General features: G+C 47.6%; 19 protein-coding genes. 6 read left to right on the forward strand and 13 right to left on the reverse strand.

Going from position 1 to position 25,993, the window contains the following annotated elements; all coding sequences use genetic code 11:
- The first annotated feature begins 62 nt into the window (after window positions 1–62).
- Together F0L74_RS07660 and F0L74_RS07665 are read left to right on the forward strand one after the other, a co-directional pair.
- Window positions 63–548 (forward strand): hypothetical protein, encoded by a 486-nt coding sequence (locus tag F0L74_RS07660; protein WP_149837285.1) that lies wholly within the window; start codon window positions 63–65, stop codon window positions 546–548.
- Window positions 549–585: 37 nt separating this feature from the next.
- On the forward strand, window positions 586–1,152 hold the full coding sequence (locus F0L74_RS07665) for a hypothetical protein (protein WP_149837286.1): 567 nt from the start codon (window positions 586–588) through the stop codon (window positions 1,150–1,152).
- A gap of 411 nt (window positions 1,153–1,563) precedes the next feature.
- On the opposite strand, the gene trhO is transcribed toward F0L74_RS07665, so the two are convergent.
- From trhO to F0L74_RS07700, 7 genes are all read right to left on the reverse strand, one after another.
- The gene (gene trhO, locus F0L74_RS07670; protein WP_149837287.1) at window positions 1,564–2,607 is read right to left on the reverse strand and encodes an oxygen-dependent tRNA uridine(34) hydroxylase TrhO; all 1,044 of its coding nucleotides are present in this window, start codon (window positions 2,605–2,607) and stop codon (window positions 1,564–1,566) included.
- A gap of 122 nt (window positions 2,608–2,729) precedes the next feature.
- Window positions 2,730–2,951, reverse strand: coding sequence for a hypothetical protein (locus tag F0L74_RS07675; protein ID WP_149837288.1), 222 nt, complete (start codon window positions 2,949–2,951; stop codon window positions 2,730–2,732).
- A 636-nt stretch (window positions 2,952–3,587) separates the two neighbouring features.
- Complete coding sequence (locus tag F0L74_RS07680; RefSeq protein ID WP_149837289.1) at window positions 3,588–6,110, reverse strand: DUF5686 and carboxypeptidase regulatory-like domain-containing protein; 2,523 nt, start codon at window positions 6,108–6,110, stop codon at window positions 3,588–3,590.
- 29 nt (window positions 6,111–6,139) lie between these two features.
- Window positions 6,140–6,562, reverse strand: coding sequence for a hypothetical protein (locus F0L74_RS07685; protein ID WP_149837290.1), 423 nt, complete (start codon window positions 6,560–6,562; stop codon window positions 6,140–6,142).
- Between the two features lie 51 nt (window positions 6,563–6,613).
- Window positions 6,614–7,234: a hypothetical protein gene (locus F0L74_RS07690; protein WP_149837291.1), complete on the reverse strand. Its 621-nt coding sequence runs from the start codon at window positions 7,232–7,234 to the stop codon at window positions 6,614–6,616.
- A 105-nt stretch (window positions 7,235–7,339) separates the two neighbouring features.
- On the reverse strand, window positions 7,340–8,530 hold the full coding sequence (locus F0L74_RS07695; protein ID WP_149837292.1) for a trans-sulfuration enzyme family protein: 1,191 nt from the start codon (window positions 8,528–8,530) through the stop codon (window positions 7,340–7,342).
- A 105-nt stretch (window positions 8,531–8,635) separates the two neighbouring features.
- Window positions 8,636–9,067: an OsmC family protein gene (locus tag F0L74_RS07700; RefSeq protein ID WP_149837293.1), complete on the reverse strand. Its 432-nt coding sequence runs from the start codon at window positions 9,065–9,067 to the stop codon at window positions 8,636–8,638.
- Between the two features lie 163 nt (window positions 9,068–9,230).
- Between F0L74_RS07700 and metX the strand changes: the two genes are divergently transcribed.
- Window positions 9,231–10,259, forward strand: coding sequence for a homoserine O-acetyltransferase MetX (gene metX, locus F0L74_RS07705; RefSeq protein WP_149837294.1), 1,029 nt, complete (start codon window positions 9,231–9,233; stop codon window positions 10,257–10,259).
- Window positions 10,260–10,322: 63 nt separating this feature from the next.
- Here the strand turns inward: metX and F0L74_RS07710 are convergent, their stop codons facing one another.
- The 5 genes from F0L74_RS07710 to F0L74_RS07730 all read right to left on the reverse strand — a co-directional run bounded on the left by F0L74_RS07710 (window position 10,323) and on the right by F0L74_RS07730 (window position 18,763).
- Window positions 10,323–11,615 (reverse strand): hypothetical protein, encoded by a 1,293-nt coding sequence (locus F0L74_RS07710; RefSeq protein WP_149837295.1) that lies wholly within the window; start codon window positions 11,613–11,615, stop codon window positions 10,323–10,325.
- A 25-nt stretch (window positions 11,616–11,640) separates the two neighbouring features.
- Window positions 11,641–13,107: an LXG domain-containing protein gene (locus tag F0L74_RS07715; RefSeq protein WP_246197652.1), complete on the reverse strand. Its 1,467-nt coding sequence runs from the start codon at window positions 13,105–13,107 to the stop codon at window positions 11,641–11,643.
- A gap of 181 nt (window positions 13,108–13,288) precedes the next feature.
- Entirely contained in the window at window positions 13,289–16,711 is a 3,423-nt protein-coding gene (locus tag F0L74_RS07720) for a hypothetical protein (RefSeq protein ID WP_188315908.1), read from the reverse strand.
- A 478-nt stretch (window positions 16,712–17,189) separates the two neighbouring features.
- Window positions 17,190–18,050, reverse strand: coding sequence for a hypothetical protein (locus F0L74_RS07725; RefSeq protein ID WP_149837297.1), 861 nt, complete (start codon window positions 18,048–18,050; stop codon window positions 17,190–17,192).
- A gap of 212 nt (window positions 18,051–18,262) precedes the next feature.
- Window positions 18,263–18,763 (reverse strand): hypothetical protein, encoded by a 501-nt coding sequence (locus tag F0L74_RS07730; protein WP_149837298.1) that lies wholly within the window; start codon window positions 18,761–18,763, stop codon window positions 18,263–18,265.
- A 302-nt stretch (window positions 18,764–19,065) separates the two neighbouring features.
- Here F0L74_RS07730 and F0L74_RS07735 point away from each other — a divergent pair, with 302 nt between their 5' ends.
- Window positions 19,066–21,951 (forward strand): TonB-dependent receptor, encoded by a 2,886-nt coding sequence (locus F0L74_RS07735; RefSeq protein WP_149837299.1) that lies wholly within the window; start codon window positions 19,066–19,068, stop codon window positions 21,949–21,951.
- Window positions 21,952–22,057: 106 nt separating this feature from the next.
- On the opposite strand, the gene ychF is transcribed toward F0L74_RS07735, so the two are convergent.
- The gene (ychF, locus tag F0L74_RS07740) at window positions 22,058–23,161 is read right to left on the reverse strand and encodes a redox-regulated ATPase YchF (RefSeq protein WP_149837300.1); all 1,104 of its coding nucleotides are present in this window, start codon (window positions 23,159–23,161) and stop codon (window positions 22,058–22,060) included.
- Between the two features lie 213 nt (window positions 23,162–23,374).
- On the opposite strand from ychF, the gene F0L74_RS07745 reads away from it, so the two are divergent.
- Both F0L74_RS07745 and F0L74_RS07750 read left to right on the forward strand, forming a co-directional pair.
- Window positions 23,375–24,607, forward strand: a complete 1,233-nt coding sequence (locus F0L74_RS07745; RefSeq protein WP_149837301.1) for a nucleoside recognition domain-containing protein — start codon at window positions 23,375–23,377, stop codon at window positions 24,605–24,607.
- Window positions 24,608–24,699: 92 nt separating this feature from the next.
- Window positions 24,700–25,953: a YeiH family protein gene (locus F0L74_RS07750; RefSeq protein ID WP_149837302.1), complete on the forward strand. Its 1,254-nt coding sequence runs from the start codon at window positions 24,700–24,702 to the stop codon at window positions 25,951–25,953.
- Window positions 25,954–25,993: the final 40 nt, after the last annotated feature.

The raw sequence follows: 25,993 nt of genomic DNA on the forward strand, positions 1-25,993 counted from the left end.
CAAAAATGTAAATTTATTTACGTTTTTGTCAATTATTCCATATCTTTGTAAAAGTATAATGAATGTTTCTCCACGAGTATGTAACTGGCAAATGCCACCCAGCAATTATTGAGCTGATGACCAAAAAAGATTTCGATGTAGTAAAACGTGATAAGGGCCGATTTAAGTTCGATTGGCATAAATACAAACTTCAAATCTGCGAGGTTTATAAGCTGCAATTAAAAAGAACAAATATCATTTTAGGCCTTATTTGTTTAACAGAACATTGTAAAGAAACTGCAGATGCCATAGAGATCAGTTTAATAGAAGTAAGTGCAGAAAATAGAGGGAAGGGTAAGCAATATGGTAACATCGCCGGCTGCCTCATTGCATTTGCCTGTCAACAGTCCATTGAAAAGGATCATGGCGGATATGTGTTGCTGGCGCCTAAAACGCGTTTGTTAAAACATTATCAAACAGCATATGGCCCGCTATATACCTATCAAAACCGCAGAAAGGCCACAAGGTACCATGTTCCTGGATGGCGAAGGGGCCGCCCATCTGATTAACAAGTATTTAGAATAAAATCATTAAACCAGTATCTATATGAAAAAGGGGAAATCGAAATCATATGATGAGATCTTCGAAGCGTTACAACAAGAATATACACTGGAAGAAATCGCTGAATCATTTGTTTTTCCAGGCCCGCAGGGGCCTGAACGGGAGGCTATGCTTGCAGAGTTTACTGCGTTCAGAAAACATGCCAGAGCAACAGAAACCCCAGAGGAAAAACTAATAGTCCGTATGCTGGAGTTAAGGTTTCAGGTACAACACTACCTGAAAACAGATGCTGTAGATGAGCACCTGCATTTTGCCCACTTCCTCAAAGAATACATTACCCGCTTAGCAAAAACCAACAAAGATTTTGCCGCAGATATCGATATAGATCCCGCAGAGCTCAGCCTGGTCCTTAACCGCCGGCGCCAGCCTACGGATAAGCTCATCTACCGGCTGCAAATTCATTCCAACGAAAACTTCCCGGCAGTATTATGGTTCAAGTTATTAGAGAAAGAAAGGGCCTATGAGTTATCCCGCAACAAAGAGCTTATAGATAAAGAGCGTAAACACGTAAAAAAGGGGCTTACCTTTTCGTTTAAAAAGTTATCTAAATAGGTTATTGGTCCCACTCTTCATGTGTCTTTTTGCAATCCTTTTTAGATACAATGATAATTACTGAGGAGCGGGTGAACCTATATTCTGCAGCCCTAAGTATATAATACGCAGTATCATTTTCAGACACCGTTATATCATACGCCGTAGTATCCCTGGGACGATGGTGGGTATCGAAATACGCAGCAGCCTCCGCCTTTAAAGAATCTATCTGGCAAACCTTTGGCTCAAACCCCTTATATTGCGTTTTTATCAGCACACCACAGGAGCTGCTTATCAGCATTAAACATAGATACAGGAAAAATCGGCGCATATAGGAATAAATGATCGATTCCAATATAGATAAACATTCCAGTATAAACAAAATAGGCCTGCAGTAAACCTGCGGGCCTATTTCACGTTATAAAAACAATACTATTGATCCTCCTTTTCATTCAACCTGGGCCGCAACCGCTGCTTTGACTTATTAAAGATCATCTGCCCCTTGTCAATGCCCTTCCGCAGTTGCTCCTGTTCTTCTTCCGGCAGCTGTACCACCGCATAACATTCCTCACTGCAGCAACCATCATATTGGGCCGCACAGGCATCACACTGGATAAACAGCAAATGACACCCGTCATTCTTACAATTGGTATGCGTATCACAGGGCTGGCCGCATTGGTGACATTTGCTGATGATATCTTCGCTGATACGCTCCCCCAGCCGCTCATCAAACACAAAGTTCTTGCCTTTGAATTTATTAGGCAGCCCCAGTTCCTTTGCTTTATTGGTATATTCAATAATCCCCCCTTCCAGGTGGTATACATTTGTAAAACCGTTATGCAGCAGGTAGGCAGATGCCTTCTCGCAACGGATGCCTCCTGTACAATACATCACAATATTCTTATCCTTCTGGTCTTTGAGCATATCCACCGCCATAGGCAGCTGCTCCCGGAAAGTATCCGAAGGCACCTCTATCGCCGTATCAAAATGCCCTACCTCATACTCATAATGGTTACGCATATCTACAATGATGGTATCCGGGTCATTGGTCAGCGTATTGAACGAAGGCGCATCCAGGTATTTTCCCTTATTGGCCATATCAAACAACGGATCGCTGATCCCATCCGCCACGATCTTTTCCCGCACTTTAATGCGTAATACCCAGAATGATTTGCCATGATCATCCACGGCAATATTCAAACGGATGCCATTAAGGAAAGGAATGGAATAAAGATGATTCCGGAACGCCTCAAAATGATGCGCGGGCACGCTGATCTGTGCGTTCACGCCCTCATGCGCTACATAAATACGTCCAAATACATCCAGCTGGGAAAGGGCCAGGTAAAGCTCATCGCGGAAGGCCTGTGGATCATCGATCTTTGCGTACTGGTAAAAAGAGACCGTTGTACGTTTAAATGTTTCTGCTGCCAGACGTTTCTTGAGCTCGTCTGCAGATACCCTGTTGTGTAATGCCATAGTTTAATAGAAATTTTAAGGACACACCTCTGGTGAACAAAATTTCATCGGGAAAACAGCCGTCGCCAGTAACGCGGCGCCGTATTCCGGGGCAGCAAAGGTAGGAAGGATTTTTTAATTCACTATGCCTGCCAGCTCTCCTTGTCTGCAGACCATACCCGCAGCATATTCAACAGCAAACTGGCAGCCGCACTGATCATCAGGATATAGCCGGCAAAACCCAGCGTCATTATTTCCTGCGTATATGACCAGTCCTGCAGCTTAACCAAATAATCTGCGCCAGCCAGCACCACACCGCCTGCAAAAACTATCAGTGCGATGTTCCGGTTGCGTAAGTGCTTCATTTTCTGAGCGTTTGGGAGGCGTTGGACACTTTGCCGGTATCCATGTTTGGGTGTAATAATGTGTAATAAATTCATTTTCATAAGGGGCGTTTTGGGTTAATCCTAGCTTCATTCACATTGACGTGCAAAATTAACACTTAGATGTTAGCTTAACAAATCCACACCCCTCCCAAATTAGGGTATTTTTTTTCCCTGTTGACTGACAGTAAAGCAGGGGCACATGATATAATAATTTTTCATTAACTAATTGACAGTAAGCCCCTTGAAAAACCACCTCTGCTTTGGCATTCTTTTTGACTTTCTGGTATTACAAGCGAAAAAAGTTATAACCCAAAAATGTTAGTTTATGAGTACAATTATTCTTTCTCTCTTTTACTTTATTATAGCCTTTCTGGCCTACCGGATACTGGCGTATTTTTATGACGACAGTAAAGATTACAGCAAAGGGAAGAAAATAAGATAATGTAAGGATGTGCAAATGTGCAATTTGGTGCGGTAAGACAATGTGGAAATGAATTTATGCAGAGATGCAATGTGCAGATGAACGGATGCGGAAGATAATGTGCAGATGATTCATCTGCACATTTGCATTTTAAATATCCCTGCTCAACGTTTTTTAAGATCAGTATAGCGCGTTTACTGCCGCCTGAACACCGCCCCGCCCAGCAATCCGCCAAATCCTACCCGCACCCCTATCCGTGTTTCATCCTGGCTCTGGTAACCTGCTATCACATCCACCCTTAACAGTTTAAAGATGTTCTCCAGCCCCGCAAATACTTCCACATAGTTATTATCCCGGTTCACATAAAACGCATTGGTACCTGCCACCAGGTTCCACTTCAGACGGTTAAACAGGGGGATCTTATTCGTGAGCAACCCGTTAAAATGGTGCTCCAGGTTCAGCGTACTGTAAAAAGATGCAATGGTGCTGTACTTATAATACGGCGCCAGCTGGAAGCTGTTGAGGTACTGTATATTATAGAACGTCTGGTTGCCATTAAAATGCTGGTAATCCGGCAGGCCCACACTATTAGCGTTCAGGAAACCGCCGGCCCCCAGGCGGTACCGCAATTCGCCTAACAGCTTAAAATTCATATTATCGGAGACCTGCGCCCGCCATTTATCAAAATCTACATCGCTACCGGCCCAGTTGTGGATGCCTTTGCTATACCCCACCTCAAACCGTGGATATTTACCGCCAACGGCCAAACGCCGGTCCGGGAACTCTATATACCGCTGGCCGGGCTGAAAACTGAAATCCAGATCCACTACCAACGCCTGCTGCCGGGTAAAAGGCACATTCGCCAGCTCATAGGGATGATTAGGCAGGAATTGTTTATGACTATCCTTAAACATCACAAAATCAGTGGTATTTTCCAGCGGTATACGATCCTCATAGGTAGCCCCCAGGCTAAGCACCGCCGCATTCTCAAACCGCCGCGCAAAAGAGAGGCTGCCAAACCAGTTTTCGTACAGCTTCATATAATTCTCCTTGAACAGCAGGGTGTATACCTCATTGGTAAGCGGGTCTATGGGGTTATCATGGTTGAACTGGGAAACGCGCTTACCGCCGGATGCCTTGATGGTATTGGCGCCATAACGCCCGTTTAGTTTAGATTCCTGGTTCCAGATCAGGTCCGTATACGCATTCAGGTGCGTATTGCTGAAACCATAACGTACGGACGGCGCTATCGTTAGCCGCTGGTCTTGGGGCAGGTCCAGGTTCAGTCGTGGTTCCACACTGAGCACCAGTCCTTCCACGGTATTGTATTCCAATTGCCTCAACAATGGTTTTACCGACAGATTGTGATGCGGGAGCGAAGAATCCCTCCGGAAATAATAGTTATGACTTACCCCGCCCCACAGGATGTCCCAGGTTTTAACTGGTTTCTGGCTTTTACGCAGGGAGTCCAGATGGTGGGAGGACCGGGCACTATCCCGCCGTGCTTGCGCAATACTATCCTTTTCCCGGAAATCCCTTACTTCTTCTTTTTCCAATGGCACCGGGCGAATGCTGTCCCAATACGGAAGATCCTTATCATTAAACGCGGTGTCATATTTCATGAGCACCTTATCAAAATATTTAGGAGGGAAATTGGGATGCAGGTCGTAGTCCGAATATACATTCACAGAATTGCCCACCATATCAAATCCAAACTTTTTTAGGGAAATGCTGATCACCTGGTCCTTGGTACGCCATACGGCGGAATCCACCGGTACATGTATTTGCCTGATCTGCAGGGTGTCCATGAGCTCCAGCTGGTAATCCCGTGTAAGCAGCAGGTTGGTGCTGTGAATGCGCCAGTCGCCATCTGTGATAAAAATATCCCCGGAAAACAGCGGCTCAAACTTACGGCGGGGTATCACCTGTATTTTGTTCACGGCTTTACCGTCTTCATAGAACACGCCTTCCAGGTGATATTTATAATAAGCCAGCGCATTATCCGCAATGGGTGATATATAGCCGCGGGGGCTCATTTGGGTAATAACGGCGGATACGTTGTTATCATAGAAATTTATATACGCCGGAAAGCTGAAGCCAAAGCCGCCGCCGCTCTGGCGGGATGACAGCACCTGCAGCTTGATCTTATCCGGACGGCGGGCAGAGATCTTCGTGAGCGACTCCGACAGGAATACGATCCCCTTGCCGGTAGAATCCACGCCTATATCCTGCTTATCTATCTTCTTACCAAAGAACTTGTCCGGTACGTTGCGTAGCTTAAACATGCCTTTGATATAGGCGTTACAGGTAAACTCTTTTACCTGCTCCTGGTAAAAAGGGCGCTTTTTGATAGCCTGACGGATGATCGCGTAGGCCGGGTCTTCTCCCCCGCCCTTTACGATCACTTCCTGGATCTGCAGGCTCAGTGGCTGCAGCCGGAAGTTGAGCTCCTGCGCGGCCGCGCTTACCGTAACGGTCTGCTCCGCCTTGCGGTACCCCATATATTGGCATACGATGGTATAACCGCCTTCCGGCAGCTCCAGGTGATATACGCCATCCGCATTAGTGGTAGTGCCCTGTGTGGTGCCTTTAATAAGCACGGTGGCATAAGGCAGGGCTTCGCCCTTTTCATTGGTTACACGGCCCTGTATAGTGCCCGCTTGTACATGACAGACAAATAACAGCAATCCGATAAAAGTTAGCAAAGCACGGTTCATAACAAAGCAATAAGGGAAAGAGGAAGTACTCAGCTGGCAGCGCTTTTAGTCTGCGCAGAGGAGCCTTCAGCGGGTGTAGTGTTTTCAGCAGGTACAGCCGTTCTGCCACGCAGCGCGCGGCGCAGCAAACCGCCGCTTAAACCGCCCATACCGCCCACCAGCCCGCCTATAAAAGCACTCACAATACCGATCAGGATAGGGCTGCGCATTTGCAGAAAGATCTCGCTTACCCGGTTGGCGAGGATGTGATCATTGCGGACATCCTGGAAAAAAGCCAGCGCCAGCCAGAAAAGGAACACAGCGATGAAACCGTGTATAAACCCTTTGCCCGGAGACAAAGCCAGGAGTAAAGATGCCAGGAAAGCGGCCAACGCAACGGACCACCAGTCCAGGAATAAACCGCCTAAATAACTTAAGGCAACAATGAGGATGAGTGAGGCCAGGAATTTCATCTGATAATATTAAGGCATATTTTTTAATTGGCCAACCTGGGTTATCCTCTCTTACAGGTGATAAGGCATTTTTTTAAGCAGGCGCTTATACAACCGGTTATCCCCGGTTTTCTGAGACATCAGCAGCGAGGTATACACCGTATCATCAAACTGCCAGATCTCCTCCCCCGTTTCACCATCGTAAAGGTTCACGAATAATGCCGTGTGTTTATCCTGATAAGTAACCGGTAAGGAAGAATTTCCTACAGTAGACGGTGCACTCTTATAGGTCGACACCCTGTTCAGCGACCCGCTCACAACAGCATCCACTTTCAGTAGCACTGCAATCACACGCTGGTCCATAAAATTTACCTTACGTAAGTTAACGCCAGCCATACGCAGCAGCGAATCCGTTACCCGCCAGTCCTGAACCGTCACGACCAGGTTGGCCGAATCCTGCACAAAAGCATTATACATGGCCTCCTGCACCTGGAGGGCAAATTTGATGTCCCGCTCCATCGTCTGATCCACGGAAGTATCCTTGCGGGCGGCCTTTTTCCCATTCGCATTGGTTGCAAATGGCAGAATGGCAATAACCTTGTGATTGTATTGTTTATAACCTGACTGCGCTTTAAGGCTGCCAGTTATACAAAGAACAAAAACGAGCGGCAACAGGTATAATCGTCTATTCATAGCTATAGGTACTAAAGTTAGCAGGTTCGTATTATAAAACTGGCTGAAAAGCAAGGCGTCTTACGCCTGTTTTCAGCCAGTACAGTTGTTGTATTATCAAATTCCTCAGGCCTTCGAAGCTTCTAACGCCTGTTCAATATCCTGCAGGATATCCTGTACATTTTCCAATCCCACGGATATACGTATAAAACCGGGGGTAATGCCTGATTTCAGGCGTTCTTCTTCTGTCAGTTTTGCATGGGTAGTGCTGGACGGATGGGAAGCAATACTACGGCTGTCACCCAGGTTAGCTGTCAGCGTCAGCATCTTCAGCGCATCCAGGAAACGTTTGCCCTGTTCCAGGCCGCCTTTCAGCTCAAAACAAAAGATACCGCCGCCGCCAGTCATCTGCTTTTTAGCGATGGCATACTGCGGATGGCTTTCCAGGAAGGGATAGCGCACCCAGTTCAGCTGCGAATGGCTTTCCAGGGCTTTTGCCAGGGCAAATGCGCTGGCAGAGTGCCGCTCCATACGTACATACAGCGTTTCCAGGCTTTTGCTAAGCACCCAGCCATTAAACGGCGACATAGACGGTCCGGTGCTGCGGCAGAACGTATAGATCTCCTTGATCAGCTCTTTTTTGCCTACCACTATTCCGCCCAGTACACGGCCCTGCCCGTCCATCCATTTGGTGGCGGAATGGGTGACCAGGTGCGCGCCGGCCAGTATGGGCTTTTGCAGCACGGGGGTAGCAAAACAGTTATCTACGTTTACGATGATATTATGTTTGTTGGCCACTTCTACCAGCCAGGCAATATCCACCATCTCCAGCCCGGGATTGGCGGGTGTTTCCACAAAGATCATCCTGGTGTTGGGCTTAATAAGCGCCAGCAGGCTTTCCGGGTTATTTACATCAAAATAATCGTAGCTGATGCCCCATTTAGGCAGGAACTTGGAGATAACCGTATGGGTAGAGCCAAAGATGGAACGGGCAGAGATCAGGTGGTCGCCCGCTTTCATCAGGGCCATAAAGCTGGCAAAGATGGCGCTCATGCCGGATGCGGTGGCATAACCGGCTTCCGCCTGTTCCAGCGCTACCACCTTCTTCACAAACTCATCCACATTGGGATTGCTGAAACGGCTATATATATTGAAATCCGTTTCATCTGCAAATGTGGCCCGCATTTCCTCCACATTATCAAAACAAAAGCTGGAAGTCAGGAACATAGGCGTGGAATGCTCCATTTGCCAGGTCCGGTCAGTCTGGATCCTTACCGCTTCCGTATCCGGCTGGTAGGGTTGCTCATTCTCGTTCATCTTTAGGTGTTTTATGGGCTTTATTAAACGGAAACTAAAAGCTTGGCCAATAGACCTGCGGTCAGTGCCGGTATACACCGGCATGCAACCCGCCTGCCAATATCCTTAACCGGCAACCGGTGCATTCACTTTGGTTTCCCAGGTTAGCTCAGTACCTGATTTACGCAGGGTCTCCGCTACGGAACAGTATTTATTCATAGACAGTTCCACGGCGCGTGCCGCCTTGTCAACATCCACATTACCGCTCAGGTGAAACACCATATGTGCTTTTTCCCACAGGCTGGGCTCTTTACCCGCCTCGCGGCTGGCTTCTATTTCAATATGGAAATCGGTGATCTCCTGGCGTTGTTTCTTCAGGATCATTACCACATCAATAGCAGAACAACCACCCAGGCCCATGATCAGCATTTGCATGGGGCGTACACCATTATTGTTGCCGCCGTTCTCCACAGAGGAGTCCATGAGCACTTTGTGGCCGGTTTCATCCGATGCTTCCATATTAAACCCGTCGTCTATCCTTTTTAATGAGATCTTCATGATACTTTTAAATTTAGGTGCAAAATTACGCTAAAGGACAGAGAAAGTGAAACGCTTACCGGGGATGGTAAGCCTCAGCGAATTAGGCGGTTAAGACAGGCCCCTCTCCTTTATGCTTTAACCTTTCTGCTTTTTTCTGTAGCTTCGCGCAAATTTTTTGGGGTTGAGTGTTCAGCAACTACATATTACAGAACCTTTTACATTAGAATCCGGACAGGTATTACCGGAACTGCACATTGCCTACCATACCTATGGCGCCCTCAACCAGGACGCCAGCAACGTGGTATGGATCTGCCACGCCCTCACTGCCAACTCAGATGTGGCGGACTGGTGGGCCGGTTTGATAGGCGAAGGCAGGGCCATAGACCCCGCCCGGCATTTTATCGTCTGCGCCAATATCCTGGGCTCCTGTTACGGTACCTCCGGGCCGCTTACCATCAATCCCCAAACGGGGCAACCCTGGTTCCAGACCTTTCCGCACGTAACCATCCGCGACATGGTACAAGCCCATATCCTGTTACGCCGCCACCTGGGCATTGAAAAGATCCATCTGCTCATAGGCGGGTCCATGGGCGGTTACCAGGTGCTGGAATGGGCATTGGCAGAACCGGCGCTGATAGAACGGCTTTTCCTGCTATGTACCGGCGCCTCCGAAAGCGCCTGGGGCATCGCCATCCACACCGCCCAGCGCCTGGCCATTGAGGCAGACAGCTCCTGGCAGGATCCCAGCGCCCAGGCCGGCCAGCGCGGTCTCAAAGCCGCCCGCGCCATTGGTATGCTTACCTACCGTAACTACCAGACCTTTGTACACACACAATCAGACCCGGATAAAGACAAAAAAGACGATTTCCGGGCCGCCTCCTATATTAACTACCAGGGCGATAAGCTGGTAAGCCGCTTTAACGCGCAAACCTACTGGCTGCTCACCAAAGCCATGGACAGCCACAATATTGCCCGTGGCCGCAACGCAGATATGGCTACCCTGTTGGCGGAGATCTCCCATCCCACCCTGCTGATGGGCATCACCAGCGATATCCTTTGTCCGCCGGAAGAACAGCTGTTCATGGAACGGCATCTTCCCCATGCTACCTACCACGAGATCGACTCTTCGTATGGGCATGACGGTTTCCTGATCGAATATGAGCAGATCGGGAAGATCCTGGAAGGCTGGCTGGAGAAAGTGGCGTTATAAAATATTAAAAAGGCCTTAACAGATGATCGTTAAGGCCTTTTTATTGGTATAAATATGTTAGGATCAGTGTTGCTCCAGCTTTTCTATACGCTTTAACAGCTCATTGAGCTGATCTTCATTTTGCTTTTTCAGTGTTTCGTTCTCTTTTTTAAGATCGATGATATACAGTGTCAGCTCTTCCACCTTCTGCAGCAATTTTTTATCCATCTCTCCAAGATCCAGTTTGTCATCTTCTACATCTTTAGCAGAAGGTACGTCCGGCAGGTGTTTATTGGTTTTGATAAACGCCTCCAGGTCATGTAAGGCAGGCAACTGATAACCAGGCTCAAACACAAAATCAGGCCAGCCCGGACCTGCTGTTACTTTAATTTTGCGGGCGCCAATAGTACCCTCTACCGCCAGCTTATAGCTACCCGGCGTGGCGGTGCCAATACCAACGTTACCATCAGAGCGGCGGATATAGAGCGCAGAGCCAATGGCGCTACCATCATCTCCCCTGCGTAGAATATCAAGGTCATATCCACCGTTGCCAGTCCCGGTTTCCGTATTCAAACCACGGATGATCCAGCGGAGCGTTTTGGAAGTGTTGGCCAGCTGAAAACCGCCGGTTCCCATGTCTGAATTGGATACCACACCATTTTCACCGGCAATTGGACCTGCCACATAGAGTTTTGTGGTAGCGGTAGTAGTACCGATGGCCACATTACCATTGGAGAGGATCCGCATCCGTTCGCTATACCCGGCAAGCGCTGTACGCTGGCCTATCACAAAATCAGGCGAAAACCCCGAAGTCGTGGATACGCTCCCCCAGTAAGTGGTTTGGTTAACGCCACCGCTGCTAATGGTATTGCTGGACATAAACGCTCCCTTCAGATCACCGATGCCTGTGTTACTTAGCTGACTAAGAATACCAGCTGGCAATACCAACGTAGTAGAAGACGGATCGTAGCTATTTGGCGAAGTCTCCAGTACGTGCAGCTTATAGTTGGGAGCGTTAGTACCAATCCCCACATTGCCCGTTGCTGTTATACGCATTGCCTCATTAAGGCTGGCAGGGCCTCTGACAAAAAACTTCAATGCGGTCTGCCGGCCTGTAGCAATGGTTCTTTCCAGCTCTATTAAGCCCACATCTGTGCCGGACATATTGAATTTTATGCCGCCAACAGGCGTTAACAGATCAGCAGTATTAGTGATCTGCATATAGGGCGGAATGTTGTCGTATAACTCAAGCTTTTGAGCGGGATTTGTAGTGCCTACTCCAGCACTGCCTGTAGCTTCTAATTTGTTCACGTTAGTTTGTGCTTTTGCATAAACAAGAGACAATGATGACATGATCACCAGAACATACTTTTTCATGGTATCGGGTTTAAAAATGCTTCTTCTAAAAATTATACCCCAGCCGTAATTTTATAGGGTCCGTCCGCGGTACATGCTGGTTATACAAAAAATCATACAGCAGGATAATATTCCCTTTCAGCTTACTGTTGATCTTATACTTCTTACTAATACCCAGCAACGCGCTGCCCTGCCAGTTACTGATATTACCCAGCTGGCCTACGTTCTGGAAATTGGTATTATAATTCTCTTCAAAACCGCCGTTCGCAAAAAAGGTGCCTTTCAGCTTCCAGTCCAGGAAAGAGCGTAACCCCATACCCTGGCTGGAGAACCTGATATCATTAAACCCGGTACCCATACCCAGTTTGTAAGCCGCGCCCAGGCCGGCGCTGCCATTCTTATGGAACTTATAGGCCACCTGCCCGGCAATATCACTGGTAGTAGGAAAGTATTGGGAAGAGCGCTGGAACTGCATATTACCGCCAAACTCCAGGCGTTGCAGAAAGCTTTTGGTCTTCATCTCATTCGGTTTGAAATCCGGCATATCAGCCGCATTGTCCACATCCGGGAACTTGCTTTTCAGCTGGTCAAACTGTTCCCTGGCCTGCGACATCTGCTGGCTTACCGCCGCGCGGGCATCCGGTCCGCCCCCACCCAACCGCTGCTGTATAAGCTGTTCTACCTGGTTACGGGTTTGCAATCCTTCCAGGCTTTGGGCCACATCTGCACCCGCGCCGCCGGAGAGGTTAAACAGGCTGGCCAGCTGGGAATGCTTTTGCAGGAAATCGTTATAGGCCGGCAGTTTCTTTAAAGTTTCCAGGACTTTCTGTTCCGCTTTTTTCTTGTCTTTCAGCAGGTCTTTGTACTCCTTTAACTGCTGGCTATAGTAATAAGCCTCTTTGTTGATGTTCTGCAGGTCTTTGCCAAAGCCGGCATACTGGGCCAGCTGTTCTTTCAGCTGCTCCCGCCGCTCGCGGATATAGGCTTTGATCTCCTCTGCCTGTTGCAACCGGGATTGCAGGTCCTGTACGCTTTGAAGGGAACTGTTCAGCTTACCTTCCGCGCCGCCGGTAAGACCTTTGGCGCCTTTGAGAAATGATAAGGAGTTCTGCAGGGTATCCAGGTAACCGTTATAGTTAGCTCCCAGCGCAGCCGGGTTGTATTTACCAGCTTTACCTTGCAGGCGGGCTTTAAGGCTGCCTAAAGAGTCAATGGACTTACTGAAGATGTTTTTAGCCGCAGCGGAATCGATCTTCGCCATTTTGGCCTGCATCTTTTTCTCCTGGCGGGATAGTTGGTCTAAAGCTTTCTGGGAGCGTTTGTCAACCTGCTGCTCCATTTTGCGGGATTTGGCAGTTACCTGTGACAGGTATTTATCCGGCACCTGGGCTACCGCACGGGCGGTGCTGTCTGCCTGTTGGAGGGGGCATTGAGTGGTGCTGTCAGCGGTTTGGGCATTTACCGTACCCATCTTAAAGAACAATACCAGGATAAATAAACAGATGTAACGCATAGGGATCGGGTTAAACACGTTTGTGGGCGTAAGATACTGAATCTTAGCATTTTTTAGGCATAAGTTGATCAGATATCATTCGAAGTGATGCGGAGAATTAATGGCGATTAGTACTGGACCATTGATTCCCCGCAATATTAATAATTTGTTTTTTTATTAGTCTTCTCACATGCAGCACAACCTACTGTGTTATCGGTTTCTGGTATTGATAGTCATACTGTTTAAGTATACTCCCATTTTGATCCCTTTCTGTCTGCAGGCGGCCATAAGCATCATAATCATAGGAATACTTCTGATTACGGTTATCCCGCATGCTGATTACCCCTACCAGCGGATCAAATACATAGGTGGCAATAGCGGCATCCTTAAGCCGGGCATCTGACCGCAACGCGACAACAAAAGCCTCTGCTTCTGCCGGTGTGGGATTCTTTACTGCAAAATCCGTTATGGCAGTCGCCCCAAGAACGGCTTGCACAGTAGCGTAATCTGCATTCCGGATCTCCGCCACCGGGAACTGGTTGGCATAACTCCATATGTATATGGTATTGATGCTGTTTTCTACTTTGATCTGTTGCACGGTTTTACCGTTTATATTGTAAAAAACAGACTCTTTTCTTTCGTATAATGGTGGAACGGTAGCCGCCGCAGTATAAGCTACGGGCGTTACAGGCGCCGGGGTGGACAGCTGGTACCGCTCGGTTATCCCTCCAAAATCATTATATTTTAAAATACTGCCGGCAATAGATTTGCCGCTTATATGCGTTTCCTGTTGCACCGGCAGGGATAACATATTCTGGCTTATCAGTGATGTATAGTCCAGGTCCCCGGTATACTTGTAAATGGTCTCTGTAGCTTCAGACTTGCTGTTGGTGGACGATTCCTTACTCAGATCGTTATTCTCGTTGTACTGATAATCAATTTTTGTCACCAAAGAATCTGCGCCATCTGTATAGTCACCGGTTATTTCACTGGTTTTTACATACTTCCCACAAGAAACATAATAATTGTAATAAAGAAAGCGGTGAGGATTCTTATCTAAATAAAACCATATGTTGGAGGTGGTAGAAATCAGAGAACCATGGTGGATATCAGGCTCGTAGTCCCATATTTTCAAGGTCTTGATCTTTTTCACCGGTAGTTCTTTATAATCGTACCGCACGTCCTTAACAGGTTTATAAACGCCGTTTTCGTACTTATACTGGATGGTCTGTAATAGCAAAGGCTGTTGTTTCCACTCCGGATAATAGACGGTATTGTAGGGATACTTAAAACCGGATTTAGGCTCAAAATCTCCGGTGCTCCTGCTAAAGAAATAGTCAGTACGTCCGTTGGACTCCCCCGTCTGATAAGATGTCCGCTTTTCTATCACGCGGAAATAATTCACCGGGCAGCCTGCGTTAGCCCCCAATTCCACCTGACTGTCTGATGTGAACCAAAGCAGATTTTTAAGAGATTTTATCGATATTTCCCGGTACAGTAGCGGGTAATTGTAGTAATTTTTTCCGGGCTCAGTGATAAGGGTACCAATGCCTACATTATACCTGGTATCTCCGTATTCATATTTCCGCTGGGAAACAGGAGCTCCGTTCATATCAAAATTAGTGATGGTCTTCACGCGCAAACCACCTGCCGGCTCCGGGTTAATCTGCTGGATAGGCGCTGTTACCCAATAATTGTACGTGATGCCCATTTCGATATATGGGGTATTACAAGGACTTGTGTTGCAACCTGTTACACCATTTGTATTGGCCTCCAGTTTAAACCGGTCTCCTTCGCTGATGGTGATAGATTGGTTCACTGTCTTCCGCTGGTCTTTTTCACTGGGTGTTTGCGTAAAGGTGAAATCAACACCGGTGGTTGAACTGGTTATCCTTGCCGTCATAGATTGTCCCATGGGCGTTATCTTGTAATCGCTGAATGCAACATATACATTAGCGGCGGATATATTAGAAGCCCCCAGGTCTTCCGAGATCTGGACATCCAATGAGTTATTCTGCGGCACCCCGTCCAGGAACCCAATAGCATCACATTCTGAAGATGCCGTACGGGCAAATACCTTAAATGTCTGGGATTGCTGTACTTTATTACCTGCCTGGTCGGCTGTCAAATAGTAGTTAGGTTCAAACTCATAAGTAGTATACCCCCCGGTGGGATAAGTGATCTTATTCAGCACGGCCGCTTTCATATAATTAAAATCAGAGCGCCTGTTATCACCCACATATTGTGGTAACCCATTAAAGTCATCCGTAAAAAAAATCTGAGGGATCAAAGTCGAATTAGCCTTACCGTTAGGATACCCCCAGAAATCCTGTGCTGTCGTGTTTCTGGGAGGCAACGCAGCAGCATCATACTCAAATTTATAATCATTTACGAATGCATTGTTCCGGTCATAGAACGCTACTCCATTTAATTTAAGGCTTTTTTTGCGGTAATCGAGTATTGGCCGGTTATTCAGCGCCACACCCGCCGCTGTCCTGCTAAAGTAATCTCCGTTTTGAAATACCACTTTCCTTATAACGTTGCGTTTGGCATCATACACAATAAAGCCTGTGATCCGGGTCAAACTTAATGAACTACTTTCCGCCGGTTCTACATCAGTACGGTCATTGGCGCTGGTAAACTCAACAGAGCCATTCTTGAATAAGATCTTATCCGGTATCTGCATGTTTTCAATACTGGTAGTAAGACTGGTGAAACTGGAGCCATCGAAATTTTGTCCATCATCATCTATGGCGCTTGTAAATCCTGCACGTAAAAGATAGCGGGCGCAATTGATCACCTTTTGATACCCATACAAGGCCGTTTTATATTTAAAAGAGATCGTATCCGAATAATCCGCTGAGATAATTTCAGTCAGATGATAGCTGGATGCATAAGTCGGACTAGTGTATGGATTCCCGGTTCCGGAATTACTATCCGTGGTGACGGTACTGGTAGAAGTCCTTTCAAAAGCAGGTGTGCCATCAAGCGCTTTACCAAACCTGTAAAAATTACCTTTTGTATCTTTTACAACGATTGTGCTCGTTAACAGGTTAACATTGTATGAGTTAGCCTCCTGATTCATGCTTACAAATTTGCCCGTGTTATCCAGGCTAAACGCATCGCTAAAACCAGCCGCATTTACGTTAAAGATATCCGGTTCTTTATCAAAGCTATTAAACGATGTCGCCAGGTCATCACTGTTCCCAACAGTACCCGCTCCATCCAGGTGGTCTATTGAGTTATAGTCCGGCAAGATCTTCCCGTTGGACAGGAAACCCCAGGTACCATCATCCGGCTTGTCCCCCAGGATACGTGTAACCAGGCCTCCTGCATTCAGCACCCATCCCAAACCAACAAAGGAAGATTCCTGGTCCACCTTTATACCACTTGCATGGTACGATACAGAAATAGGCAGCTCTAATTTGCTCCCCTTGACCGTATACAAAGGAATATCAATCGCCGGTACACCCGTAGATAGTGATACCGGATATTCGCCATATTGTCCAAGGCCTGTAACATGTGGAGTGTGATAAGTGTAACGGGGCAATTCCAATCCTGGCTTTTGCGAAAAAACACTCTTGCATAAAAGCATACCGGCTATTATGCACCATAATAATCTCATATTCATGGTATTTCTTTAAATATTCGAGTCAATTTAATGTATGTCGCTACCTCGCCCAAAGAATAGCCATTTTGTAGGTATCAGGAATAATTTTTTAAGTGTATTTTTATTTCAAGTATTGTAAAATGATAACACGGGCGCCGGTTAGTCATCTTGTGTTTGAAGAAACCGCTAACACCTCTCCATAAAAATCGTGAGAAGTATCAATCCTATATTTCACACCAGATCTACCTTTATTATCATAATAATAAGTAGTAGACAACCACTGATCTGTACCTAATACCCTGACTTTTACACCAGTTGCAAGGCCTCTTGTCATATTAGTGAAAGAGGTTCCCCTTTCCGCATAAGGCATGCTCCCATTTTGAGCATCATTGATTGCTTGCACCTTGCTGGTATCTGCTGTCCGGGTAGCCAATGCACCACAGGATTTTTCATTATTGATTAAACTGTTCCAGATACTGACCGCTAAACTGTTTCAAAATCCGTCATCCGTTTTCTCCAGCATTTTTACCCGGGCATCCAACTCCCCAATCGTTTTCTGCTGCTGGATAATATACAACGTCAACTCCTCCACCTTCTTTAACAGCTGCTTATTCATCTCCCCCAGGTCTACCCCATCCTTCTCCAGCTCTGCCGCCGTAGGCACCTCCGGCAAATGCCGGTTCGCCTTAACATAATTCTCCAGCTCTCCCAACGCTGGCAATCTATACTCCGGCGCAAACACAAAATCAGGCCAGCCCGGACCAGCTGTTACTTTCACTCTACGGGCGCCAATAGACCCTTCTACCGTCAGCTTATGAGCACCGGTAGTAGTCCCGCCTATGGCCACGCTTCCCTGTATAGTAACAGGATCCAAACTGGTAAAGGTCTGCACATCCGTTACATTCTCATCATGCACCAGCTGCAAGGTTTCTCCCTGCGCATATCCTGTAAACGAAAAATAAAACAGCATAGCGTTATTATTGATAGTAACCGCCAGGTATCTTACCCCGTTGTACGTTAGTGTAACCAGGTAAGCAGGCTCATTATAGCTGATAATACTACCCCGGGTGGTCAGATAGGCACTGGAGGTATTCACTTCTACCGTCCACTTACGATTGGAGCGAGTATCATTGCCCCTTATAGCGCTAATCTTACCCATCACATGATGGTCGTCCAGTGCGGTGGTGGTATAAGCTTCATGCAGTAACAGGTAATTGACGCCCTGGGCGTCCTCCGACTGGCCGGCAATGGCCCTGTTGGTGTAATACGGGTGGGCAATTTGAGCTTTCGTTACAATTATGGCAACAAACTGTAAGCTCAATGTTAACAAAAAGGAAAAATAGACACTCTTCATGTTTATAGGGATTTAAATTCTTTCTCCAATAAGAAAGCAGTCGCTGTCCTTAAATTTATATTCGCATTATATGCCGGAAATTGCGGTATTGTACTCCTCCAGGCACAAACAATAACAAGTATGACAACCAGGGTGCGCTATACTAATTATACATATAGGGAACGGGTCCAAACTTTCGGGCACAAAATAAATTGCATTTCTGAGGTTTAAAACTACATTTTTGTGTTACGCGGAAAATCAGGAATAACCTCCTTCTCATACCAGATCTTATATCGCTTATCCCCTATTACGTTATTGATCACATTAAAAAGCCCCTTCATCTCTTCCAGGTAAACATTAGAGAGCAGGATCGTCTTATCCTTTGTCCCTATCTGCAACCTCACCCCTTTCTGATTACCATCTTCAACAGCGTGATTAATATATTCAGCCCTTAACGTGTCAATATTCATTGAAGAAAGATAATCCTCCATTTCCGCCCGCTCTACAGCCGTCAGGTTACGCCGCAGTAACACGGAATCATGCCCGCCTACCAATCCATCAATAAAACTAACCGATAGGCTGTCATTGCTGATGTGATAATCCATACTATAAGCGCGGGATGAATGGGCATCCCATATATCAACGGTATATGCAACAGGCGGCCGCCTGTCCTTGCAGGCGCCGCATAATACCGCACAAATTATAATGATCCATCCAGCTTTGATACTATTCATATGCTTTTTGCTGCTACCTATATCTCCAAATGGCCTTCCAATATTGGCAATAAAATAAAATAATCACCACCCCACATAACAAGTTCCTTCAAAATTTAACGGCCGAAAATAGCCCTCTTTTGCCTATGCTACCAAAAAAATCCTTAACTTCCTTACTGACAGGTTTTTACCCTTAAGAGCAGCTTTGTAATTGGTCATTTCCTTTATAATAAAAAATTGTTAATTCACAATAGTTCGTTATTTTAGTTCAAACAAAATAAACCACGAATCCCCGGCTCAACCAAAACCAAATTCTACATTGTATGAAGAACTGTTTCACCAGAACATGTTTGTGTTCCATCCTTATTTTACTAAACCTATGGTCCGTAGCACAGGCACAGCAAACTACCATCACCGGCGCTGTTACCAACAGCACCACCAGCCAGAAGATGCCTGGTGTAACCGTGAGCGTTAAGGGCGCCCTCACCGGCGCCATCACAGACGCCAGTGGTAATTTCCGGTTTAACACTACCCGCAGCCTGCCGCTTACACTGGTATTCTCTTACGTAGGGTTTAAAAGCGAGGAAGTAACAGTAAGCAATGCGGGCGAGCCCGTGAATGTGATGCTTTCTTCTACAGAGATCCTGGGCCAGGAAGTAGTAGTGGCCGCCAGCCGTGTAGCCCAAAGCATACTGCAATCCCCCGTATCCATTGAGAAGTTGGATTCCAGGGCCATTAAAGCTTCCCCCGCTCCCACCTTTTATGATGCCCTCGCAAATATGAAAGGCGTGGAGATGAGCACGCAAAGCCTCACCTTTAAATCCGTAAACACCCGCGGGTTTAATGGCAATGGCAACACCCGTGTGCTGCAGCTTATTGATGGTATGGATAACCAGGCCCCCGGCCTTAACTTCTCCGTAGGTAATATCGTGGGCATCACCGAGCTGGATATGGATAATGTGGAATTACTGCCGGGCGCGGCATCCGCCCTCTACGGCCCCAACGCCCTGAACGGCATTGTGCTCATGAACAGTAAAAATCCTTTCGACTACCAGGGCCTCAGCGCCAACGTAAAATCCGGCATCCTGTCAGAAGATGGCCGCAGTAAAGCCACCACCGGTTATTATGATGTAACCGTACGTTATGCGCACGCCTTTAATAATAAATGGGCCTTTAAACTAAACTTCGGTTATATTAAGGCAGATGACTGGCAAGCCTATGATCCCCGCGATCAAAGCACGCTCAACGGTCATGGCCTTGCGGATGGCACCCGCGCCAATAACCCCGCTTATAATGGTATAAATACCTATGGCGACGAGACCAATGTAAACATGAGAACGTCCCTGCAGCCGGCCGCATTAAACCCGGGTAATCCGCTGGGTGATGGGATAGCTGCTCTATCCGCTGCTACCGGCGGCGCCATTACACCGGCCATGATCTTCAACTCCATTATGCCGGCCACCGCCAATTCCTTTGTATCCCGTACCGGGTATGATGAGCGCAACCTGGCAGACTATGATACCAAGAACATGAAGATCAACGGCGCCCTCCACTACCGCATTAAAGATAACCTGGAAGCTTTTGTACAAGGCAGTTACGGTACCGGTACCACCGTATATACCGGCGCAGACCGTTACTCTATCAAGAACTTCCGGATGGGACAGTATAAAGCAGAATTAAAAGGCAGCAATTTCTACGTACGCCTGTACACCACCCAGGAAAGGGCCGGTGACAGCTACGCCATAGGTACCCTGGCGCAGGGTATTAACGAAGCCTGGAAACCAAGCACCACCTGGTTCCCGCAATACTTTGGCGCTTATGCTACTCAAGCTCTCACTACGTTCCGTGACGCATTCGTAGGAGCACTAGGCGGCGGGCAAACACCCGCACAAGCATATGCCGCTGCCACCGCAGCTGCACAAAACGGCAGCACCAATTTCCACAACGGTGCAAGGGCTACCGCTGACCAAGGCCGCCTATTACCAGGCACCTCAGAATTTGACGCCGCCGCTACAAAAGTGAAAGAGAAACCTATCCCCGGCAACGATCAGGGTGTAGGCGCCCGCTTTGCAGATAAGACCAACCTGTACCAGGGAGAGTTCATGTATAACTTCAGCAATCTGATACCCTTTGTAGAAGTATTGGTTGGCGGCAACTACCGCGTATATTCCCTTAACTCCGGGGGCTCCCTGTTTGCCCTGGATGATAATGGTGATGAGTTCAACATCAAAGAATTTGGCGGCTATGTACAGGCAGCTAAAGGCCTGATCGATGAGCATTTGCACCTTACCGGTTCTATCCGTTATGATAAGAACGAGAACTTTAAAGGACAATTTAGCCCACGCCTGTCTGCGGTATATACTTTCCTGAAAACACACAATATCCGCGCATCCTATCAAACAGGTTTCCGCATTCCTACTTGCCAGGATCAGTACATCAACCTTCAAACGCCTCAATATCGCCTGATAGGTGGTATCCCTTATATGATCGACCGCTTTGGTCTGAAGAACGGACCGGTATACACCCTGGAATCCGTACAGGCCGGCACGCCACAGCAATATGTATTCCGCGATTTTGAACCGGAAAGGATCGTGGCATTTGAGGTAGGCTATAAAGGCCTGTTTGCCAATAAGGTGTTGGTGGATGCTTATGTATACAGCAACAACTTTAAAAATTATAACGGCGTACAGGCATTGGTTAAACCAAACGCCACCACCGGCGGCAACGATATCTTCTCCATTCCCGTAAACCTGGACAGGGATATTAAATCCTGGGGCTGGGCATTAGGCCTGGACTACTCCATGCCGCTTAACTTTGCAATAGGCGGTAATATCTCCTATAACGATCTGCGGGATGATGAAGGCCTCACCAGCGCGGGCGTAATGTGGAACACGCCTAAAGTACGTTATAACCTGTACCTTGGTAATCGTAACATTGCCAGCTCTAATTTTGGCTTTAATGTTACCTGGCGCTGGCAGGATAAATTCATCTGGAACTCCACCTTCGTATCCCCTGCAGTAAATACGCTGGGCATCAGCGAGATCCCCGCTTACGGCACGCTGGATGCGCAGGTGAGCAAACTGTTCCCGAAAGCTAAGACCACCGTTAAGATCGGCGGCGCTAACATCCTCCAGAAAAATTACATTCAATCATGGGGCAACCCAACCGTAGGGGCACAGTATTATGTATCCCTGGGGTACAACTTATAATTACTTACCCACCCACTTAAATTGGCGAAGGTCCGGGCGCAAACCCGGACCTTCTGTTTTGTTGTAACCCCCAACCTAAATTGGGTTATTCTTCAGTCATTACTGACTATACGTTAAATCTAAAGTGCATTACGTCGCCATCGCTCACTACATACTCCTTGCCTTCTATCCTTAAGCGGCCATTATCCCTGGCAGCAGTTTCAGAACCATACTTCACATAATCATCATAAGCGATCACTTCCGCCTTGATAAAACCTTTCTCAAAATCTGTATGGATCACGCTGGCAGCCTGCGGCGCTTTCCAGCCCGCATGAATGGTCCAGGCGCGTACTTCCTGCACGCCGGCAGTGAAATAGGTGATCAGGTCCAGCAGTTTGTAGGCAGAACGGATCAGGCGGTTCAGGCCTGGCTCTGTGAGGTTATATTCAGACAGGAATAATTCTTTATCAGCGGGGTCCTCCATTTCAGAGATCTGCGCTTCAATGGAGTTATTCATTATGATCACCTGCGCGTTTTCTGCCTTTACGGCCTCTGTCAGGGCCTGGGAGAATTTGTTGCCGGTATGCAGGGACCCTTCGTCTACGTTGGCCACATATAATACCGGCTTTTCCGTCAGCAGGAAAAGGTCCGCAATGGCGGAACGGTCTTCTTTGCTAAGCCCCAGTTCACGGATATTTTTGCCTTTTTCCAGGTGTTCCTGGCAAAGCTTTAGTGTTTCGAACTCTTTTTTAGCTTTGGGATCGCCACCGGTTTTTACCATTTTCTCTGACCGGGCCACCTTCTTTTCAACGGTTTCCAGGTCCTTCAGCTGTAATTCGGTATCAATGATCTCTTTATCAGCTACAGGATTGATGGGCCCTTCTTCCCTCAGTATATTATCGTCTTCAAAGCAACGGATCACGTGCACGATGGCGTCTACCTCGCGGATATTGGCCAGGAACTTATTGCCCAGGCCTTCGCCCTTGCTGGCGCCTTTTACCAGGCCGGCAATGTCCACAAACTCGATAGTGGTTGGCACCACCCGGTTGGGTTTTACCAGCTCCTCCAGTTTAAACAGGCGGGCATCCGGCACATCTACCAGCCCTACGTTCGGTTCAATAGTGCAGAACCGGTAGTTACTGGCCTGTGCTTTGGCGCTGTTACTTACTGCGTTAAATAAAGTTGATTTTCCTACGTTGGGTAATCCTACTATTCCTGCTTGCAACGCCATTTTTTTAAAAAATTTGCCCGCAAAGATAGGGAAAATTGTGGAATAGTGCATTTTATTGCCCCCCATCACCCCCAGCCAAGTTTACCCCCAATGATTATTTTTAATTTATAACTTTAGCATTTACATTTGACAGATAGCCATGGTGATACCCACCCTGGCCTATAGGTAAGCAAATTATCAGTACGGGCCCTCCCGGTGTACTAATCAGAATCTATGGCATTAAACTACGTTTGGATCGCATTTTTCCTCATTGCTTTCGTGGTAGCCCTTATCCGGCTCATCTTTTTCCATGACACCGCTGTGTTTGCCAACATCATGACAGACATGTTCAGCAGCGCCAAAACCGGGGCAGAGATCTCCCTGGGCCTGGCCGGTATCATGACCTTCTGGATGGGTATCATGCGGGTAGGCGAAAATGCCGGCATGATCAACGTATTTGCCCGGGCGGTAAGCCCTTTCTTTTCCCGCCTGTTTCCCGGCGTGCCTAAACAGCACCCGGCCATGGGCTCTATCGTGACCAATTTCTCCGCCAATATGCTGGGTCTGGATAACGCGGCCACGCCGGTAGGCCTCAAGGCCATGAAGAACCTGCAGGAGCTTAATCCGCAACCAGAGCGGGCCACCAATGCCCAGATCATGTTCCTGGTGCTCAATACTGCCGGTATGACCATCATCCCTACCAGTGTGATTGCCATGCGCCTGGCCATGCATGCCGCTAACCCGGCAGATATCTTCATTCCTACCGTAATAGGCACCTTTATCTCCTTTATGAGCGGGGTGATAGCCGTAGCGCTGTACCAACGCCTTAACCTGTTTAACCTGCCTTCCCTGGTATTCTTTGGCGGATTTGGCCTGGTGATGTGGGGGCTATATGCCTGGATGCATAATATGCCGCCGGCAGATGTGGCCACTTATACCGCGTTGCTGGGCGGGATCGTGATCTTCTCCGTTATTGTGTCTTTTATCGCCCTGGGAATGGTGAAACGCATCAACGTATATGAATCCTTTATAGATGGCGCCAAGGACGGTTTCCAGACCGTGGTAATGATCATCCCCTACCTGGTGGCCATCCTGGTAGGCATCAGCGCATTCCGCGTTACCGGCTGTATGGATTATATCGTAAACGGCATAGGCGCCGTATTTGCCTGGATGGGGCTTAATACTGATTTTGTGCCGGCATTACCCGTAGGCCTCATGAAGACCCTGAGTGGCGGTGCAGCCCGTGGCCTGATGGTAGATGTGATGAAAACCCATGGGCCTGATTCTTTTGTTGGCCGCCTCGCCTGCGTAATGCAAGGCTCTACAGAAACCACGTTTTACATCCTGGCCGTTTACTTTGGCTCCGTAAATATTAAGGATACCCGTTATGCGCTGGTCTGTGGCCTTATTGCAGATTTTATAGGCGTGGTAGCGGCTATTATCCTGGGGTATATTTTCTTTCATTAAAAACCGGTAACAATTGATATTTCGCAATTGATTTGTATCTTACCCGCCCGCACCCACCATGCGCTATCTTGTTCAAAAACGATTGACCAAATATGAAAAAGTCCTCCCTCCACGAAGACTGGATAGCCGTTATTGTTGCCTTTTTAACTATTGTACTGGTATGCAGCGGCTTAAAACCTTCTTTACCTAAATTTTCTGCCTGGGCCGATGGCTCCAGCTTCTGGCAACAGATCAGCAGTCCCTCGTTGTTAAGCCAGATCGCAGTCCTGTTCCTATGGGCATTTGTGAGCCTGTTACTGGCCCGCTACCTGGCCAGGGATGCGCAGCCTGGCAAACTGGCCCTCAGCCTGCTGGGCATTGTGCTTATCTCGCTGGTCGCACAGCTGATCACCAGCAACAAGACCGTAAAAGACCTCGGTATTGAAGTGGTATTATTCAGCCTGTTACTGGGGCTGTTGATCAATAATGTGATGGGCGTGCCGGCCTGGCTTAAACCCGCCATACAAACGGAGCTGTTCATCAAAATAGGCCTGGTGCTCCTGGGCGCCAATGTTATCTTCCAGGATGTGATAAGTGCAGGCGGCCTTGGGATCCTCCAGTCTGTGGTAGTAGTATTTACGGTATGGTATTTCTCTTTCTGGGTCTGTAAACTGCTTAAGCTGGACGATGAGTTCCGGATGATGATCTCCAGCGCAGTATCTATATGCGGGGTATCTGCTGCCATCGCTACCTCCGGCGCTATTGAGGGCGATAACCGCAAGCTATCACATGTGATCTCCCTGGTGCTGATCATCGCCATCCCCATGATGCTCTTTATGCCCTACATCGCCATCTGGGCGCATATGACGCCCGCGGTGGCAGGCGCCTGGCTGGGCGGCACCATCGATACCTCCGGCGCGGTAGTAGCAGCAGGTACTTTATTGGGGGATGAAGCGCTGAAATACGCTACCCTTGTTAAATTCTCGCAGAATGTATTATTAGGCATTGCTGCCTTCCTGATCTCCGTATACTGGACCGTCACAAAAAAAGAAGTAAGCGCGGATAAGAAACCGGGATTAAAAACTATCTGGGAACGCTTTCCCAAGTTTGTACTGGGTTTTGTACTGGCCTCCCTGTTGTTCTCCTTTGTGTTGCCCGCAGGAACCGTAGCTGCCTCCAAAGGCGCGCTGAAGGAATTGCAGACCTACTGGTTTGCCCTGGCTTTTACTTGTATAGGATTAGAAACTAAGTTCACAGATATTTTCAAGATGGAGAATGGCCGGCCGGCCATGGCATTCATTATTGCGCAGGTATTCAATATCTTCTTCACGCTGGCGGTAGCCTATATCGTATTCGGAAGAAGCTGAGGATAACATTTAGCGGTTAGCTATTAGCGCTTAGCTTTAT

This window comes from Chitinophaga agrisoli (genome assembly GCF_008386695.1).
GTDB classification, from domain to species: Bacteria; Bacteroidota; Bacteroidia; order Chitinophagales; family Chitinophagaceae; genus Chitinophaga; species Chitinophaga agrisoli.